6 protein-coding genes are annotated in these 16,754 nt (G+C 56.6%); all 6 read left to right on the forward strand.

All coding sequences use genetic code 11. The annotated features are described in order from the left end of the window. The first annotated feature begins 24 nt into the window (after positions 1 to 24). From D3P09_RS18380 to D3P09_RS18405, 6 genes are read left to right on the forward strand one after another with little or no spacing between them, the layout of a single operon-like run. Entirely contained in the window at positions 25 to 1,275 is a 1,251-nt protein-coding gene (locus D3P09_RS18380) for a macrolide family glycosyltransferase (protein WP_165867496.1), read from the forward strand. Continuing rightward, positions 1,262 to 4,354 (forward strand): cyclic peptide export ABC transporter, encoded by a 3,093-nt coding sequence (locus D3P09_RS18385; RefSeq protein ID WP_120112863.1) that lies wholly within the window; start codon positions 1,262 to 1,264, stop codon positions 4,352 to 4,354. The genes D3P09_RS18380 and D3P09_RS18385 overlap by 14 nt, the downstream gene beginning before the upstream one ends. Positions 4,355 to 4,391: 37 nt before the next feature. Further along, the gene (locus D3P09_RS18390) at positions 4,392 to 8,132 is read left to right on the forward strand and encodes a non-ribosomal peptide synthetase (protein WP_120112864.1); all 3,741 of its coding nucleotides are present in this window, start codon (positions 4,392 to 4,394) and stop codon (positions 8,130 to 8,132) included. A gap of 13 nt (positions 8,133 to 8,145) precedes the next feature. Further along, positions 8,146 to 9,420 (forward strand): ACP S-malonyltransferase, encoded by a 1,275-nt coding sequence (gene fabD, locus D3P09_RS18395; protein WP_120112865.1) that lies wholly within the window; start codon positions 8,146 to 8,148, stop codon positions 9,418 to 9,420. Positions 9,421 to 9,458: 38 nt separating this feature from the next. Beyond that, entirely contained in the window at positions 9,459 to 13,340 is a 3,882-nt protein-coding gene (locus D3P09_RS18400) for a type I polyketide synthase (protein ID WP_165867497.1), read from the forward strand. After that, the gene (locus D3P09_RS18405) at positions 13,333 to 16,746 is read left to right on the forward strand and encodes a beta-ketoacyl synthase N-terminal-like domain-containing protein (protein ID WP_120112867.1); all 3,414 of its coding nucleotides are present in this window, start codon (positions 13,333 to 13,335) and stop codon (positions 16,744 to 16,746) included. Before D3P09_RS18400 ends, D3P09_RS18405 begins: the two co-directional genes overlap by 8 nt. The last annotated feature ends 8 nt before the right edge of the window (positions 16,747 to 16,754 follow it).

A 16,754-nucleotide genomic window follows, 5' to 3' on the forward strand; every position in this document is an offset into this window, starting at 1 on the left:
AAGCGAATGGGAAGGAGGAATCTGATGTCTAAAGTCGTGTTTTTCGGCGTGGATTTGCATGGGCACGTCAACCCGACGCTGGGACTGGTCTCCAAGCTGATCGAGCGCGGGGAGGAGGTTGTATATTATTGCAGCGACGCCTTCCGCGATAAGATCGAAGGGACAGGCGCATCGTTCCGCAGCTACCGGGGGCTGCTTGGCTTCAGCACTCATAAGGGAAGCGGGATTGACACCTTTCTTGTATTTGCCGATTTTCTCATGGACCGGAGCCGGATTTTGACGTCCGCCTTGTTCGATGAAGTGGCTAAGCTTAGCCCTGATTATATCATCCATGACGCTTTCGGTTTATGGGGGAAGGATATGGCCGCAAAGCTGGATGTGCCGGGCATCGCTTTTTTTGCCAATTTCCCGTTTATTGACGAGATGGCGGACAGAGACCCCCAGTTTTTTATGGAATACGTCCTGAGGGCGCAAGGCGATCCGCTGTACGAGCGGAACAGAGGCAAGCACGATATATACCGGAAGCTGCTGGACCGCCTCTCCGGGATGATAGCGCTCAGATACAACCTGCCGCCTATGAATGTGATCAATGATGTGTTTTGCAGCAAGCAGCCGCTTAATCTGCTTTTCACATCCAGGGAATTTCAAATCTACGAAGATGCCTTCGATGACACTCATCTGTTCGCGGGCTACAGCTTGCATCCGCGCCGGGAGGCGGTTGAGTTTCCATATGAGCTGCTGGATGGAAGGCCGCTGGTCTATATTGCGTTCGGCACCATTCTGAATGAGTTAAGGGATGCCTATGAAGCGTGCTTCGCCGCACTTGGAGATGGCCGGTACCAGGTTGTCATGTCGGTCGGCAGCACAGATCTTGCCGGGCTTCGCGAATTGATTCCGGATAACTTTATCGTCCGCTCTTACGTACCGCAGCTGGACATACTGAGCCGTGCAGCACTCTTTATTACCCACGGAGGCGCCAACAGCATTTATGAATCACTATGCAGCGAAGTGCCCATGGTCGTTCTGCCGCAGGTATTCGACGAGTATATGGGGGCGCTGATGGTCGAACGGGCAGGGGCAGGAATTTATATTCGCGATTCGCGGGCCGCGCCGGACCAATTGAAGCAGGCGGTAGATCGGGCAGTTTCGCTGCCGGAATTCAAGGCGAGCTGTGCGAGGGTCCGCGAATCGTTCGAGCGGACGGGCGGCCTGGACCGCGCTGTAGAAGAAATTCTCAAATATACGAAGCAGAAGGTGTACGATGATGCCTATTAGACGTTGGTTGTTGTTCATTGCCAGTATCGTAATTCTATTATCGGTAAGCCAGCCGGGAGCTGCTTACGCCGCCGACTTGTCCGGCAAGGAAGCGGAGATCGAGCAGTTTATCGAGAAGAGCTGGGACAAGTCGAATATACCGGGCATGTCCGTCGTTATCGTCAACGGGGGACAGACGGTATACCAGAAGGGATTCGGCCATGCCGACGTAAGCCGCGACGTGCCTGTGACGCCAGAGACGCTATTCGAGCTGGGTTCGACCAGCAAGGCGTTTACAGCGCTGGCCGTGCTGCAGCTGGAGGAAGAAGGCAAGCTGAATCTGGATAATAAGGTGACGTCGTATCTGCCTTGGCTGGAGCTGACCTACAAAGGAATGCCTGCCGACGTCACACTCCGGCAATTCCTGCATCATACAAGCGGCGTGCCGTTCAAGACAATCGGCGATATTCCAGCGGCAGATGGCGAGGGCGCGCTTGAGGAGACGGTGCGCACGCTCGTGGGGCTTGAGCTCGAGCGGCAGCCCGGTGAAAGCTATGAATACGCAACGATCAACTATGACGTGCTTGGATTGATTATTCAGAATGTATCCGGGCTGACCTATGAGCAATATGTGCAGGAGCAGGTGCTTGCGCCGCTGGGCTTGACCTCGACGTTCATGTTCCGGCAGGAAGCGGCGCAGCACCAATTCTCCAAAGGCTATAAGGTCAAAATGCTTAGGACGGCTGAATACGACGCGCCGATGTACCGGGGCAATACTCCGGCAGGCTATATCATTTCGAATGCGACGGATATGGCCAGATGGCTAAAAATTCAGCTTGGCGCCGAAGCGGTCGCGGGCTCCTTCGCCGATCTGCTGGCAAAGTCGCATCTTCCGGACCGGACGGTACCTCCCGGCGGCGACGGCTCCTCGTATGCGGCAGGCTGGAGCGTCTACCAGGATGGATCGGGCGAAATCTCGCATGCCGGAGGCAACCCGAACTATTCGTCCTACTTCGTATTCCGTCCCGAAGACGGTGTAGGCGTGGCGGTGCTCGCCAACCTGAACTCGCCGTATTCGGGAACGATTGCCCAAGGCATTATGAATATCATTGTCGGCAAGGATACGCCTGACCCGGTAAGCGACCAGTACAAAGGAATCGATAATATGGCGACCTTTATCCTGTTCGTGCTCATACCGGTGGCGATGCTTGTGCTATGGAAGACGGGCACGGTCGTTGCGCAAGCGGCGGGCGGGTCGCGCAGATTCCAGGGCAAGCCGCTATCAGTTCTCATGCAGCTGATGATGCTGGCTGTATTCCTCGGCGGAATGGCCTATGCTCTGTACCGTATCCCGGACATCTTGTTCTGGGGACTGAATTGGGACTTCGTTCTGGTCTGGGCGCCCGACACTCTTCTGTACGCAGTGATTATGCTGCTGGCGACTGTCGTATTGTTCGGTCTGTACATGATGGCTTCGAGCATGTTCCCGAAGCCGGGCGACCGCTCGATGTTTGCCCTGGTGCTGCTCAGTATCGCCAGCGGCTTCGGCAACGCCATGATTATATTCATCGTTAATGAAACGCTGAACCGCGGCGTGGATGACTTCCAAGGCGGGCTGTTCCTTTATTTTGCATTCGGCATAGCCGTCTATGTCGTAGGACAGAAGCTGGTGCGGACGAGACTAGTGAAGATAGCCAACGACATGGTGTACGAGACGCGGATGGAGCTGCTGGGGAAAATACTGAAAACCTCCTATCAGCGCATCGAAAACGTAGAGGACGGCAAAATCCAGGCTTCGCTCAATAACGATACCGAACGGATCAGCGGCTTCTCCAATGTGGTCATCACAGGAGCGACAGCTTTGGTCACGCTTATCTGCTGCTTTGTCTATATGGGCATTATCAGCTTGCAAGGATTGCTGATCGCTATGGTCTTTATCGTATTGGCTGCCGGGCTTCACTATGTGACGGGCATTAAGGCGAACCGGATATGGGGAGAGACCCGCGATATTCAAAATGTGTTTTTCCGCTTCATTAACGATTTGATGCACGGCTTCAAGGAGCTCAGCTTGAATAGACGCAAGCGCGCAGGCTTTCAGAGCGATATGGAAGAGAGCTGCAATACGTACCGGGACAAGCGGATCAAAGGCGATCTTCAGTACGCCAATGTCAATGTCATCGGCGAATTGCTATTCACATTTGTCATCGGTTCGGTTGTGTTCCTGTTCCCGCTGCTGTTCAGCGAGCTGAAGGAGCACACGCTTCGCAATTATGTGTTCGTATTGCTCTATATGACAGGCCCGATTCATGGCATTCTCAATACCATCCCCAATGCGATCCAGATTCGGATCAGCTGGAATCGCATCAAGCAGCTGTCGGCGGAGCTGGATACGATACACGAGGAGAACGAACGCAAGAAATCGGAGCCGCTTCCCGCGCTGCTGGAGCTTCGATCGGTCGCATTCCATTACAGCAACAAGGAAGGCGAGACGTTCTCGGTCGGCCCGATTAATTGCGAATTCCGCCCGGGCGAAATAACGTTCATCACCGGCGGCAACGGCAGCGGCAAATCGACCTTGGCGAAGCTGATTACCGGCTTGTACGCCCCTGCGGAGGGAGAGGTGCGGCTTGACGGCGAGGGGACGGATTCCAGAAGGCTGGGCGAGCAGTTCTCCGCTATATTCAGCGACTTCTATCTGTTCCAGAAGCTGTACGGCATCGACTACTCGACGAAAGGGCTGGAGATTGAGCGGCATCTTCGGGAGCTGCAGTTGACGGATAAGGTAGGGATTGAGAACGGCTCGTTCAATACGACCAAGCTTTCGACCGGTCAGCGAAAGCGGCTTGCGCTGTTAATCAGCTATCTGGATGATCGGCCATTCTGTCTGTTCGACGAATGGGCAGCCGATCAGGATCCGGAATACCGCGCTTATTTCTACCATCAGTTGCTGCCTGATTTGAAAAACCGGGGCAAATGCGTCATAGCCATTACACATGATGACCGCTACTTCGATCTGGCAGACCAGACCATCAAGATGGAGATGGGACAGGTCGTGGAAGTGAAGTCCCGGGAGCTCGCAAGCAATGCGGTCTTATCCTAATCGAAGTTTCTAGCTATAGCAGGGAGGGCGGGGAAGCATGACGGAGAAAAAGCTGGATCGGGCGAATGTCGAGGATATGCTGGCGCTGACGCCTACACAGGAAGGGCTCCTGTTTCATTACGCGAGCGGCCGCCATCAGGAGGAATATGTCCAGCAGCTGACGGTCAGGTTCACCGGCGAATGCCGGATGGACCTGCTGCAGGCTGCTTGGGAAGAAGTGATCCGCCGCAATGAAATGCTGCGCACCGTATACCGGTTCGAGTTGCTGGAGCGGCCAGTTCAAATTGTATTAAAGCAGGCAGGGACGCCGATACGAGTCGCAGATCTGTCAGACTTGCAGCATGAGGAGAGAAAAGAAGCCATACAGGCTGAGCGCGAGCGCGAACGGAGGAATGTGCCGGACCTAGAGACGGCGCCGCTTCGCGTAGTATTATGCAAGCTCTCAGACAGTGAAGGCGAGATGATCGTGACCTGGCATCATATTCTGTTCGACGGCTGGAGCAACGGCATTCTATTGAAGGAGCTGCTGCAAGCCTATCGGGCATTGTCTATGGGCGCATCCTCTCACGAAGCGGCCGGCAAAACGAGATTCAAAGAGTTTGTAAGATGGCATCAGAGCCGCGATCCCGAAGCGCAGCGGCTATATTGGCAGCGCGAGCTGGCGGATTGGACGGAACGGACGGCAATCCCGGAGCAATCTGGCGGCCGTGCTGTGCGTTCTGCAGAGGGGCCGTACAGGCGGAGGCTGCCGCAAGCTGAGGCGGATGCGGCCATGCAGTTGGCGCAAAGCCGGGAGGTGACGCTTGCGGCGTTAATGTACGGAGCGTGGGGACTGCTGCTCTCCCGCTACTGCCGGACGGACGATGTCGTATTCGGCACGACGGTATCCGGGCGGGTACCTCATATTCGCGGAATAGAAGAGATGGTAGGGCTATTCATTAATACGATTCCGCTTCGTACGCAGCTTGGCGCAGACATGCCGGTGGAGCAATATATTCAGACTGTCAATGAAGGGCTGAAGCGCAGAGAGGATTATGAGCATACCGCTCTGGTCGATATCGCTTCTTACAGCGGGTTCAACCAGAGAGAGCCGCTGTTCGACACGATCGTGGTGCTGGAGAATTATCCGCTTGATTTGAAGCTGATGCAGGACGATCTGCTGAGAATTGAGCATTATGAAATGACAGAGTCGACTCACTACGGCATCACGGTCGGCATCCAGGCCTTCGAAGGCATAGAGCTGGAGATCGCATACGATGAGAATCGGTATTCCCGGTCTTTCATTGAACGAATGGCTGGACATTACCGCGGGATTATCCGGGCCATGACAGAGACGCCAGAGTGCCCCCTCGGCATGGTCGATTTGATAACGGAAGAGGAGCGAGACGAGATTGTGCATCGCTTTAATCAAGCGATTGTCCCTGCTTCGGGAGAGCCGGTCCATCGCTTGTTCGAGAAGCAAGCCTGTCTGGCTCCCGGCCGGGTCGCGGTGCTATGCGGCGGAAAAGAGCTGACTTACGGAGAACTGAATGAACGCGCTGACCGCATCGCCTCAGAATTGAGAAGAAAAGGAGCGGCGGCGGGCGATCATGTGGCGATCCTGATGGAGCGCGACGAGCATCTCATCGCTGCGATGCTGGGCGTATTGAAGTCCGGCGCGGCTTATGTGCCGATTGATAACGGATATGCGCCAGAGCGCATTGCGCAAATATTGGAGGATAGCGGCCCAAAGCTGCTGCTCGCAGAGCCGGATGCCGCGGAGCGGTACGGATACCTCGGCAAGCATGTGAATCCGGCAGAGCAATCCTTCCATGAGGAAGCAAGCTGCTCGGCGGAGCCAATGCAAGCTTCTACCGATGCGGCTTACATTCTATACACTTCCGGTTCCACCGGCAAGCCAAAAGGCGTTGTTGTCGAGCATGGCAATCTGGCCGCATATGTGAAGGCCTTCCAGCATGAGTTCATGCTGACGGAAGAAGACGGATTCCTCCAGCAGGCGTCCTGCTCTTTCGATCAATTCGTCGAAGAGATGTATCCGGTCTTGCTGGCGGGCGGCAGACTCGTCATCGCAGACAAGATGGATGTGCTGGATCAGTCCAGGCTGAGCCGCCTCATTCATGGCAGCGGGGTAACGGTTGTGTCCTGCTCGCCTCTGCTTCTGAATGAGCTGAACAAGCAAGAGGGCTGGGAAGGCGTTCGTATCTTTATAAGCGGCGGGGATGTGCTTAAGCCGGAATATTACGACAAGCTGCTTGTTGGCGCAGCGGTATACAACACGTATGGACCTACCGAAGCGACGGTATGCGCGACGTATCATCGCTGTCTCCCTGGCGAGACAGGCTCCGTCCCGATCGGCAAGCCGATTTGGAACTACAGGGCCTATGTGCTGAACGCGGCCGGTCAATTGCAGCCGCTGGGCATCCCAGGCGAGATTTGCATAGGCGGCGAAGGGGTTGCCCGGGGGTACTTGAACCGTCCGGAATTGACGGCTGGAAGCTTCGTGCAAGACCCGTTTCTATCAGGCGGACGACTATACCGGACTGGCGACGTAGGAAGGTGGCTTCCGGACGGCAGCATTCAATTTCTAGGCAGAGCGGACGAGCAGATCAAAATCCGCGGCTACCGCGTAGAGCCCGGCGATGTCGAGCATCATCTGCAGACGCATCCTTCCGTTGAAGCTGCCGTTGTGCTGGCGGCAGACGATGCATACGGCCAGAAGGCGCTGGCTGCTTATATCCAAGCAGCCGGGGGACTCGTGCTGTATACCGAGGAGATCCGCGAATATTTGGAGGGCAGATTGCCTTTATATATGGTGCCGTCGCACTTCTATGCCATTCCGGAAGTGCCGCGCACGGCCAATGGGAAGACGGATAAGAGAGCGCTTGGCAGCATCGCGCAGCCGCTGGCACGCCGTTCCCGGGAGGATGCAGCGATGAGCGGGACGGAGGCGGACATTCGCCGAGCCTGGCAAGCGGTGCTGAAGCTGGAGGACGTAGGCCTGCATGATCACTTCTTCGATCTTGGCGGCAATTCCATATTGCTGATGCAGCTGCACGGCAAGCTGGAGAAGGAGCACGGATGGGGACTTGGCATTGTCGACTTGTTCACTTATTCCACTGTTCACAAGCTGGCCCGCTGGATCGAGAGCCGGTATACCGCTTACGACGAGACTGTGTTCGGAGGCTATCAGACGATGACGGAGCGCAGCTTTGCCCGCAATCCTCTGGCGAGCGGCATTGGCTCCGTCCGCTATCATGTGCAGAGCGAGCTCTACCGGCATATGCAGTCGATTGCAGAGGAGCACGAGATTGCGGCGGCAGATGTGGTCGCGTCTGTATACGCCTATCTATTCGGCGTCAGAAGCGGGAAGAACGAAGCTGTCGTTCAAATGCTGATGGATGACGGGGAGGAAGCGTCGCCGTGGCATGTGAAGCTGGACGCCATATCCGGCTTCCCGGATTTGTTCGCTGCCATTGCCAAGCTTCGGTCGGCTTCCGATTCCACGCGCTATCTCTATCGCAAAGCGCTAGAGGTACCGTCTGTGAAAGGCGACTTGGAGATATTGCCGTTGATCGGAAGCGGCGAGCTTCATGCGGATGCGGCTATGCTGGAGACCTATGAGCTTGTCGTTGCCATCGAAGAGGCGGGAGCTGCAGGCCAACTGACTGTTCATATGAAATTCAACGATCGGCGGCTGCGGAGGGAAGCTATGGAAGAGCTTGCAAGCCAGAGCGCCGACGTGCTCCGCCAATTGGCGGAAAGCCGAATTTTATCATAAGGGGGAATGGAGGATGAGAAAGCTGGCATTGGTTTTTCCGGGACAGGGCTCCCAATATGTCGGCATGGGAAAATCGCTGTTCGACCGCTATCCGTCCGCCAGAGCGGCCATTGAGGAAGGCAGCGACGTGCTTGGGTTCGACTTGCGCAAGCTGATGCAAGAAGGCCATCCCGATGAGCTTACCCGCACGGAAAATGCGCAGCCTGCGCTGCTGGCGGCAAGCGTCGCGGCATTCCGGGTGTACATGGAAGAGATCGGCGTCGCCCCCCTCTACATGGCCGGCCATAGCTTGGGAGAGTTTACTGCGCTCACTTGCGCAGGAGCGATCGCCTATGCCGATGCGCTTCGCCTCGTCAGGCGGCGCGGAGCGCTTATGCAGGAGGCAGCAGCCGAGGGTACGGGCACAATGTGCGCGATTATCGGGTTAAGCGCCTCAGCGGTGAAAGCGGCATGTCTGGAAGCGGAGGGGAATACGCGGCAAAGCGTCGCGATCTCCAATCTGAACTCGCCGGAGCAGATTGTCATATCCGGACATGGCCCGGCTGTCGAGCGGGCTGCGAGCCGATTGGAACAGGAGGGCGGCAGAATCGCTTACTTGAATGTGAGCGCGCCGTTCCACAGCGCGCTCATGAAGCCTGCGGCCGTTCAATTCGGGCAGGAGCTGCAAGCCATACGCTTCGGGCGTTTCAAATGGCCGGTCATCTCCAACGTGACGGCGAAGCCCTATGAAAACCCCGAGGAGATTGCAGGCTGTTTGTCGGCTCAATTAACAGCGCCGGTCAGATGGTCGGAGTCCTTGCAATATTTGTCTCGAATGGGCGTATCGGCAGCGGTCGAGCTTGGCGCCAAAAATGTGTTGACTAGGCTGATGAAGCCTAATGTGCCGACCATCGAGTGTTATACCTTGGATACGGGGGGAGATGTCGAATCAGTCCGAGAGGGGCTGGCGGCCGAGATGGCGCTTCAGCAGCGTACGAATGCCAGACAAAATGTAGTCACTCTATGCGTGGCTGCGGCAGTCTGCACCCGCAATCGCAACGACAGTCTATCGGAATACGAGCAAGGCTTTGTGGAGCCTTACCGCCAGTTGCAGCGGCTGCAAGAGCAGCTGGATGAAGCGGGTGAAGGCGCCATGCCGTCTCCGCAGCAAGCGGAGGAAGCCTTGAACCTGCTTAGAGGAATGCTGGAGACGAAGAAGGTGCCGGAGGCTGAGCGAAGGGAGAGATTCCGCTCGATTCTGGAGAAGTCGGGAACGGAAGCGCAATACCCCCAATTTGCTAACGTCTAAATCGCAAAGCAAGCCACAACATGCGGAGGTGTAGGGAAATGGATTTCGGTTCGATCAAGCTAAGCGACACCTCTTTGCAATCATCCGGCGACGTCACCTTCGATGACGTATCGCAATCGGACATTGCGATTATCGGCATTGCGCTGAAGCTCCCGCTGGCGGATTCGGCCGCTCAGTTCGCAGACAATCTGCGCGCCGGCCTGGACTGTGTCCGGCCGATTCCCGCCTCGCGCCGAACGGATACGGATCGCTATTTCCGCTGGATCGGCAAGGCGGAGAACGAGGTGCCGTACGGAGAAGCGGCTTTTTTGGACGAGGTGGACAAGTTCGATTACCGGTTCTTCAAGCTGTCGCCCAAGGAAGCGAGCCTGCTTGACCCTAACCAGCGGCTGTTCCTCCAGACGGCATGGAGCGCGATTGAAGATGCGGGCTACAGCGGCGAGAAGCTGAAGGAAAGCCGTACCGGCGTCTATGTCGGCTACGGTTCGGATTCCGACTACAAAAAAATGATTCAGGATGTGGAGCCGGGCAACATGGCGCTTGCGATGACCGGCAATGTGCGATCCATTATCGCCAGCCGCTTGTCTTATTTGCTTGACCTGAGGGGGCCGAGCCTGCTTGTCGATACGACATGCTCATCGTCGCTGGTTGCGGTGCATCTTGCCTGCCAAGCTATTCGCAACGGGGAATGCGATCTTGTTATTGCGGGCGGCATTCAGCTTCATCTCATTCCGCTGAGGGAAGCGGAGGTTGGCATAGAATCGACAACAGCGCGAGCCAGAACGTTCGACGACAGCTCCGACGGGACGGGGACGGGTGAAGGAGTTGTAGCAATCGTTTTGAAATCGCTGGAGAGGGCGAAGGATGATCGGGATTCGATCTATGCCGTCATCAAATCCAGCGCCATGAATCAGGATGGCAGCTCGGTAGGCATTACCGCGCCGAATGTTCAGGCGCAAGAGGCTGTTATTGTGGAGGCGTGGAAGAAAGCAGGCATTGATCCCGCGACAATCGGATATATCGAGACGCACGGCACGGGAACAAAGCTAGGCGATCCGATTGAGATAGAGGCGATTGAGCGGGCATTCCGGAGATACACCGATCAGCGGCAATTTTGTGCCGTAGCGTCGCTCAAGAGCAACGTCGGCCATCTTGACAATACGGCCGGAATCGCCGGGCTCGTCAAGGCGGCTCTCTCTCTTCACGAGAAGCGGATTTATCCGTCGCTTCACTTTGAGAGGCCGAATCGCGAGATTGATTTTGCGCAATCGCCGGTTTATGTCAATGACCGCGCCATCGACTGGGAACGCGGGAATGACCCGCGCAGATGCGGAGTCAGCTCCTTCGGCATGAGCGGCACCAATTGCCATGTGGTGCTGGAGGAAGCGCCGGAATATGGCATTCCTCCATTGCCGGCAGCAAGCCGTCCGCCAAGCCTGCTCGTCTGGTCTGCCCAGACGAAGACATCATTGAACATGCTTGCAGGCAGCTTTCTGGACTGCTTCGAGCGCGATCAGGGGCTTGATTTGGAGGATGTCGCCTATACGCTAAGCGTTGGAAGGGCGCATTACAAGCACCGCATTGCCCTGCTTGCTTCTACGATTGAAGAAGCTGCCGCGCTTCTTCGCGAAGCAGTCTTAGCGGACGGAAATACGGAGCAAGACGGGTTGTTCGCTAAAGTGCTGTCGTCAGCAGCAATCCATGGGGAAGGAAGCTGGGATGCCGAATCGGCGGCGGAGCTGCTGCGCCGTTATCGTACGCAGGCAAGCCAGCACGACGAGAGTCTGCTGCGGGAGCTGGGAGCGGCTTATGTCGCGGGGGCGTCACTGCCCTGGGAGTCGCTGTATGCAGGAATGAAGAGAAGGCGGGTCCATTTGCCGGCCTATGCCTTTGATCGTGAGCGCTGTTGGCTCGACATTCCAGAGCCGCCGCAGTCACAAGCAGTCGATGCGGCTGGTCGGCAGCTGTTCCATCGCCGTGTATGGAGCGAGCAGCCGATCGCGGCAGCTCATGGCTCCGTCTTGCCGCAGACGATTCTGGTATTCAAGGATAAGGGAGATGCAGGCATACAGCTCGTCGAAATCGGCAGAGCGGCAGGATGCCGCGTCATCGAAGTGGGTGCAGGGGAGAGCTATGCAGCGATTAGCGGCACATCCTATCTCATTCGCGATAATGATGCCGACTATGCCCAGCTGTTCCGGGACTTACAGAATGAGCGAATTGACCGGATTCTCTATCTTCGTTCTCTAGGAGAGCACGGGGAAGCGGAATCGCTGGCTGAGCTGGATGGGCAGTTGGAGCCAAGCGTCTACGGCTTGTTCTTCTTAGCGCAGGCGCTCGCTCGCGGACCGAATACGGGGCCAATAGAAATGATCGCAGCCGCTATGCGAGCGGACTCGGTGCTTCCATCAGATGAAGGGCGGGTTTTCCCTCAATCCCAGGCGATGTTCGGCCTAGGCAAAACGGTCGGTTGGGAAAACCGGCAAGTAAAGCTGACGTGTATCGATCTGGATGAATATGCGGATGCAGCCAAGACGATATGGAATGAATCTATCTTGCAAAAATACGACAGTTACGCGATTGCTTATCGGAACGGGAAGCGGTATGCGGACCGGATTCATCCCATTGACCCGACAGAGCTGCCGAACACCCGCATCAAGCTATCGAAGGAAGGCATCTATGTGATCACCGGAGGCATGGGCGGTATCGGCCTTCATATTGCGAGGCTGCTCTCTGCCGAAGGCGCCGGACGGATTGGGCTTATCGGCCGCAGCGCCTTGCCGCCGCGCGAGAGCTGGGAAGCGATATTGCGGGAGAGAACGGATGCCAAGCTTGCTGCTTGCATCGGGGCCATTCAAGAAATTGAACTGACGGGCACGCAAGTGACCACGATTGAAGCGGATGTCGCAGATTGCGGTCAGTTGACGGCTGCGCTGGAGAGCTTGCGGGGACATTATGGCCGTATTGCAGGGGTTGTCCATGCAGCGGGAATCTCGGCAGGGAACTTGATCGGCAAGCTTGAGCTGAGTGAGTTCAAGGAAATTACAGCCCCGAAGATGAAAGGCACATGGCTGCTGGACCGGCTGACGAGGCAGGATGCTCCAGATTTCTTTGTCCTTTTCTCCTCCGCCATCACATTAATTGGCGGTGTCGGATCGGGACCTTACACAGCGGGCAATGCTTATCTGGATGGCTATGCTTCTTATCGGAGCCGATTCGGAAGAACGCTGGTCCTGAACTGGCCGGCCTGGGAAGGAACTGGAATGGCGGCAAACTCCGAGACGGATGAGGACAAGGAGATGTTCCGCTCCCTTGCCCCGCACGAAGGAGTGGAGGCTTTCCGCCAACTGCTCGCTTTTGAGTGCAATCAGGTCTATGTCGGAGAATGGAATGAAGGATCCGGCATGTTCGCACTGGGAGAGCTGCTGCCATTCCGCCGTGTAGAGACCAGTCATCCAGCCGTACGGCCAGGCAAGGCTGGACCGCCGGGAAGGCAGGCGGCCGCGGCCGTTCCGATCCGGCTGAAGGGCAAGTCTGCTGGAAGCTACAGCGTGATTGAACAGCATGTTGCCGGGGCGTGGAAGGAAGTGCTTGGTTATGACGAGCTGGATGTTCACGCCAACTTCTTCGAGATCGGCGGAGATTCCATCCTGATTACGAAGATTCATACGCTGATTGAGGAGAACTACCGGGGCATGACGACGATCGCCGATATGTTCTCCTACCCAACCATTGCCCGAATTACCGAATATCTTCGGCAGAAGACGGCAAACGAAGTAACGGATAGCACAGACTCAGATGGCGGGAATGATGAGTTCGATCAGGAAATGATGCATCTATTGGAGCAGATTGAACGAGGCGAGCTATCCATTGATGAAGCGGTAAGCAGGTATCATACGCTGGAGGTGGCCAATGGATAACGTCATACGCACGATATTCGAAAGCGTCGGGGCAGGCAAGCTGGACGCCGCAACCGGCCTGAAGCTGCTGCAATCGGTGAAGAAGCAAGGGCCGAAGCCTTCCAAGGACATTGCTGTGATCGGCCTGGCGCTGAAGATGCCCGGCGCGGACAATCTGGAGCAATTCTGGCGCCATATTGTACAAGGAATAGATCTGATCCAGCCGTATCCGGCAGCGAGACAATCGGATTCGGAGGGCTTCATTCGCACCTTCACCCATTTGCGAAAGGAAGAAATCCGTTACAGCTATGGCGGTTATTTGGACCGGGTCGACGGCTTTGACTACAGCTTCTTTAACCTGTCGCCGAAGGAAGCGTCGCTCATGGACCCTAATCAGCGTTTGTTTCTTCAGACGGCTTGGGAAGCGATAGAGGACGCGGGTTATGGGGGCCAACGAATAAAGGGAAGCCGTACCGGCATTTACATCGGATTCGCCGATTGGCCGGTCTACGGACAGTATGTGTCCAAAAACTTCCCGCAGCAGATCGGCGCCGCCAGCGCAGGCAATACGCCTTCCATAATGGCAGGAAGAATTGCCCATATGCTGGATTTGAAGGGCCCTGCGATGCTCGTGGATACCGCCTGCTCGTCATCTCTGGTTGCCGTTCATCTGGCCTGTACCGCGATTCGCAACGGGGAATGCGAGATGGCGGTCGCTGGCGGCGTCAAGGTATGCCTGCTGCCGGTGGAGGGGCTGTACGAGATAGGCATCGAGTCTTCTGCAAGACGGACAAGCGCCTTCGACGATGACTCTGACGGTACGGTATGGGGCGAGGGTACGGCCGCATTCCTGCTGAAGCCGCTTGCTGCAGCCATGAGGGACGGGGATCCCATCCATGCGGTCATTAAGGGCAGCGCCATGAATCAGGACGGCGCGTCGGCGGGCCTGACGGCGCCGAATGCGGCAGCCCAGGAGAAGCTTCTCGTCCAGGCCTGGCGGGATGCGGATATTGATCCGGAGTCGATCGCATACATGGAAGCGCATGGAACGGGAACCAGATTGGGCGATCCCATTGAAGCCGACGGCATTCGCCGCGCTTTCCGCGCTTTCACCGGCAAAAGCCAGTTCTGCGCAATCGGCTCTGTAAAGAGCAACATCGGCCATCTGGACGCAGCGGCCGGAGTTGCCGGATTAGCCAAGGCGATAGCGGCCTTGAAATACAAGACGCTGCCGCCGACTCTCCACTTCGCAAGGCCGAACCGGAACATTCCGTTCCACCAATCTCCGCTCTACGTGAATGATCGGGCGCAGGAGTGGGAGGCGGGGAACGATCCGAGACGCTGCGGCGTCAGCTCCTTTGGCTTCAGCGGCACGAACTGCCACATCGTGCTGGAAGAGGCTCCGGCTGCGGCAGCGTCAGCGGAAGACACCGGCCGGCATGAGAACGGAACACCGCAGCTGATGGTGCTGTCGGCCAAGAACAAGACCGCGCTGGAGGAGTTGATCGCTTCCTGTGCGGAGTCGCTAATCAAGCAGGCCGCAAGCATTGGCGACATATGCTATACCGCTGCAGCAGGCAGAGGCCATTACAGCAGCCGGCTCGCGGTTATCGCCCGAAGCCTTCCGGAGCTTCAGGACAAGCTCGCAAGGCTGGCCCGTCACGGTTTGGCAAGCGATGAGGGGAGCGGAGTGTATTACGGCGAGCATAAGCTGGCGAGCGCCCACCGCGAGACGCGGGTGCCAGGGGAGCTGACTGCTGAAGGGCTGCAGCGATTGAACGACGAGGCAGCGCAGTGTGCCGATCGGCTTGAAGAATGCCAACCATTCGATATCGAGGAACTGAAGCGGCTTAGCGAATGTTATTGCCTCGGCGCGGAAGTGGACTGGAGCCGAGTATATGGCAGTGAAATTCGCAAGAAGGCCAGGCTGCCGACCTATCCGTTCCAAGCGGCTAGATGCTGGGTTGAACCGCTGGCTCCGTCTGCAGAGGAAGAATCGCTGGCGATCTCGCGGGAGAAGCCGGTGTCCGGGGCTGTACAGAAACAGCGGGCAGCTGTGAGGCTGCAGGGCAAGACCAGCGGCGAATATACCGGTTTGGAGCTTCAGCTTGCGCAAGCTTGGAGCAGGCTGCTGGGCGTCGAGGAGATGGATGTCGACGATACGTTTTTTGCCCTTGGCGGCAATTCCATTCTAGCCATTCAGCTTGAAGTGGAGCTGGAGAAGGAAGGAATAACCCTGCAGTCGGATGATCTTTATCGTTTCCCGACGATTCGCAGAGCTGCTGAGTGGCTGGAGCAGGGAGCTGTACTGCCGCAAAGCTTAGCCGGACTTGCGCATGACGATGCTATGCTGGCTGTAGCAAGCTCAGCGGAGCCATTAAGCGGAGACGGCTGGACAGCATCCGGGGCGCGCATCATTTTGCCGGATATCGAGCCATTCAACGATTTGTATTACCGGAATTGCTTCTACAATTCGCTGTTTCCGGCTGTCCGGCATTTCGAACGCAGCATTCTGCCGTTTATGCTTAATGATCTGATCGTCTACGGGCAGCCTGGCAGCGGCAGCCGGCCGTATGGAATCGACTATGTCCCTGTCCTGCCGCTTGATGAACTATTTCGTTTGCAAGGCATGCAAGTGACGATGCGCCATGATCATGAGCTAATCTTGTCCGAGACGGTAGAGGCCCTCCGGGCTGGCAAACCGGTTATTGCATGGATAGACAGCTATTACGAGCCGATTCGCAAGGATACGTACGGGAAGCGGCATGTGGACCATACTCTGCTCGTATTCGGCTTTGATGACCAGCTTCGCCAGTTTCATATTATGGAGCACGACCGGCAAGAAAACTTATCCTATGCGGCTCGCACCATCGAATACGAGGACTATGTCCGAGCCTCATTGGGCTTTGCCGAGAACTTCATGGACGAGTTGAATCGCCCCAGCCATTACATTCTGGAGAAGGCTCAGGCTGGCAGCCCTGATTCTGACATCGCCTCTGATTTCAAATCGTTTTTTGCAAGAAGCCAGCTTGAAGGCCGAGAGCGTCTGGAGAACAGTCAGCGCGTACTGGCGGAGATAGCCCGGTGGGTACGGGACATCGTCTCGGAAGAGGATGCTTTTGACAGGGAAGCGGACAGCCTGGTCGATTGGTTGAATGAAGTGATTAATGCGAAGCAGGTGGAGCGGTACCGGCTTGCTCATGCGTTCGGCGAGAACGATGAGCTGACTCTTCTGTTCTGGGGCATTGTGGGCAGTTGGGAGACGGTGCGCAAGAGCGCCGCCCGGTATATGTACATGCGCAAGTATGAGGCTGCCGCCGCGGAGGCTATTGCGGCAAGAATGATCGAGATTGCCTCAAGCGAGCGAGATTTCCAAGTACGTTTGTTTGCTAGGCTAGGCACAGTGCTTGATAAAGTCAACTTATAGGAGGAAAC

Origin of the sequence: Paenibacillus pinisoli (assembly GCF_003605435.1) — a bacterium.
Taxonomy (GTDB): Bacteria; Bacillota; Bacilli; order Paenibacillales; family Paenibacillaceae; genus Pristimantibacillus; species Pristimantibacillus pinisoli.

Excerpts from the sequence above, each read along its gene's own strand:
- D3P09_RS18385 (WP_120112863.1), top strand. The coding sequence starts at position 1,262 with ATGATGCCTATTAGACGTTGGTTGTTGTTCATTGCCAGTATCGTAATT.
- D3P09_RS18390 (WP_120112864.1), top strand. The coding sequence starts at position 4,392 with ATGACGGAGAAAAAGCTGGATCGGGCGAATGTCGAGGATATGCTGGCG.
- D3P09_RS18405 (WP_120112867.1), top strand. The coding sequence starts at position 13,333 with ATGGATAACGTCATACGCACGATATTCGAAAGCGTCGGGGCAGGCAAG.
- fabD (WP_120112865.1), top strand. The coding sequence starts at position 8,146 with ATGAGAAAGCTGGCATTGGTTTTTCCGGGACAGGGCTCCCAATATGTC.
- D3P09_RS18380 (WP_165867496.1), top strand. The coding sequence starts at position 25 with ATGTCTAAAGTCGTGTTTTTCGGCGTGGATTTGCATGGGCACGTCAAC.
- D3P09_RS18400 (WP_165867497.1), top strand. The coding sequence starts at position 9,459 with ATGGATTTCGGTTCGATCAAGCTAAGCGACACCTCTTTGCAATCATCC.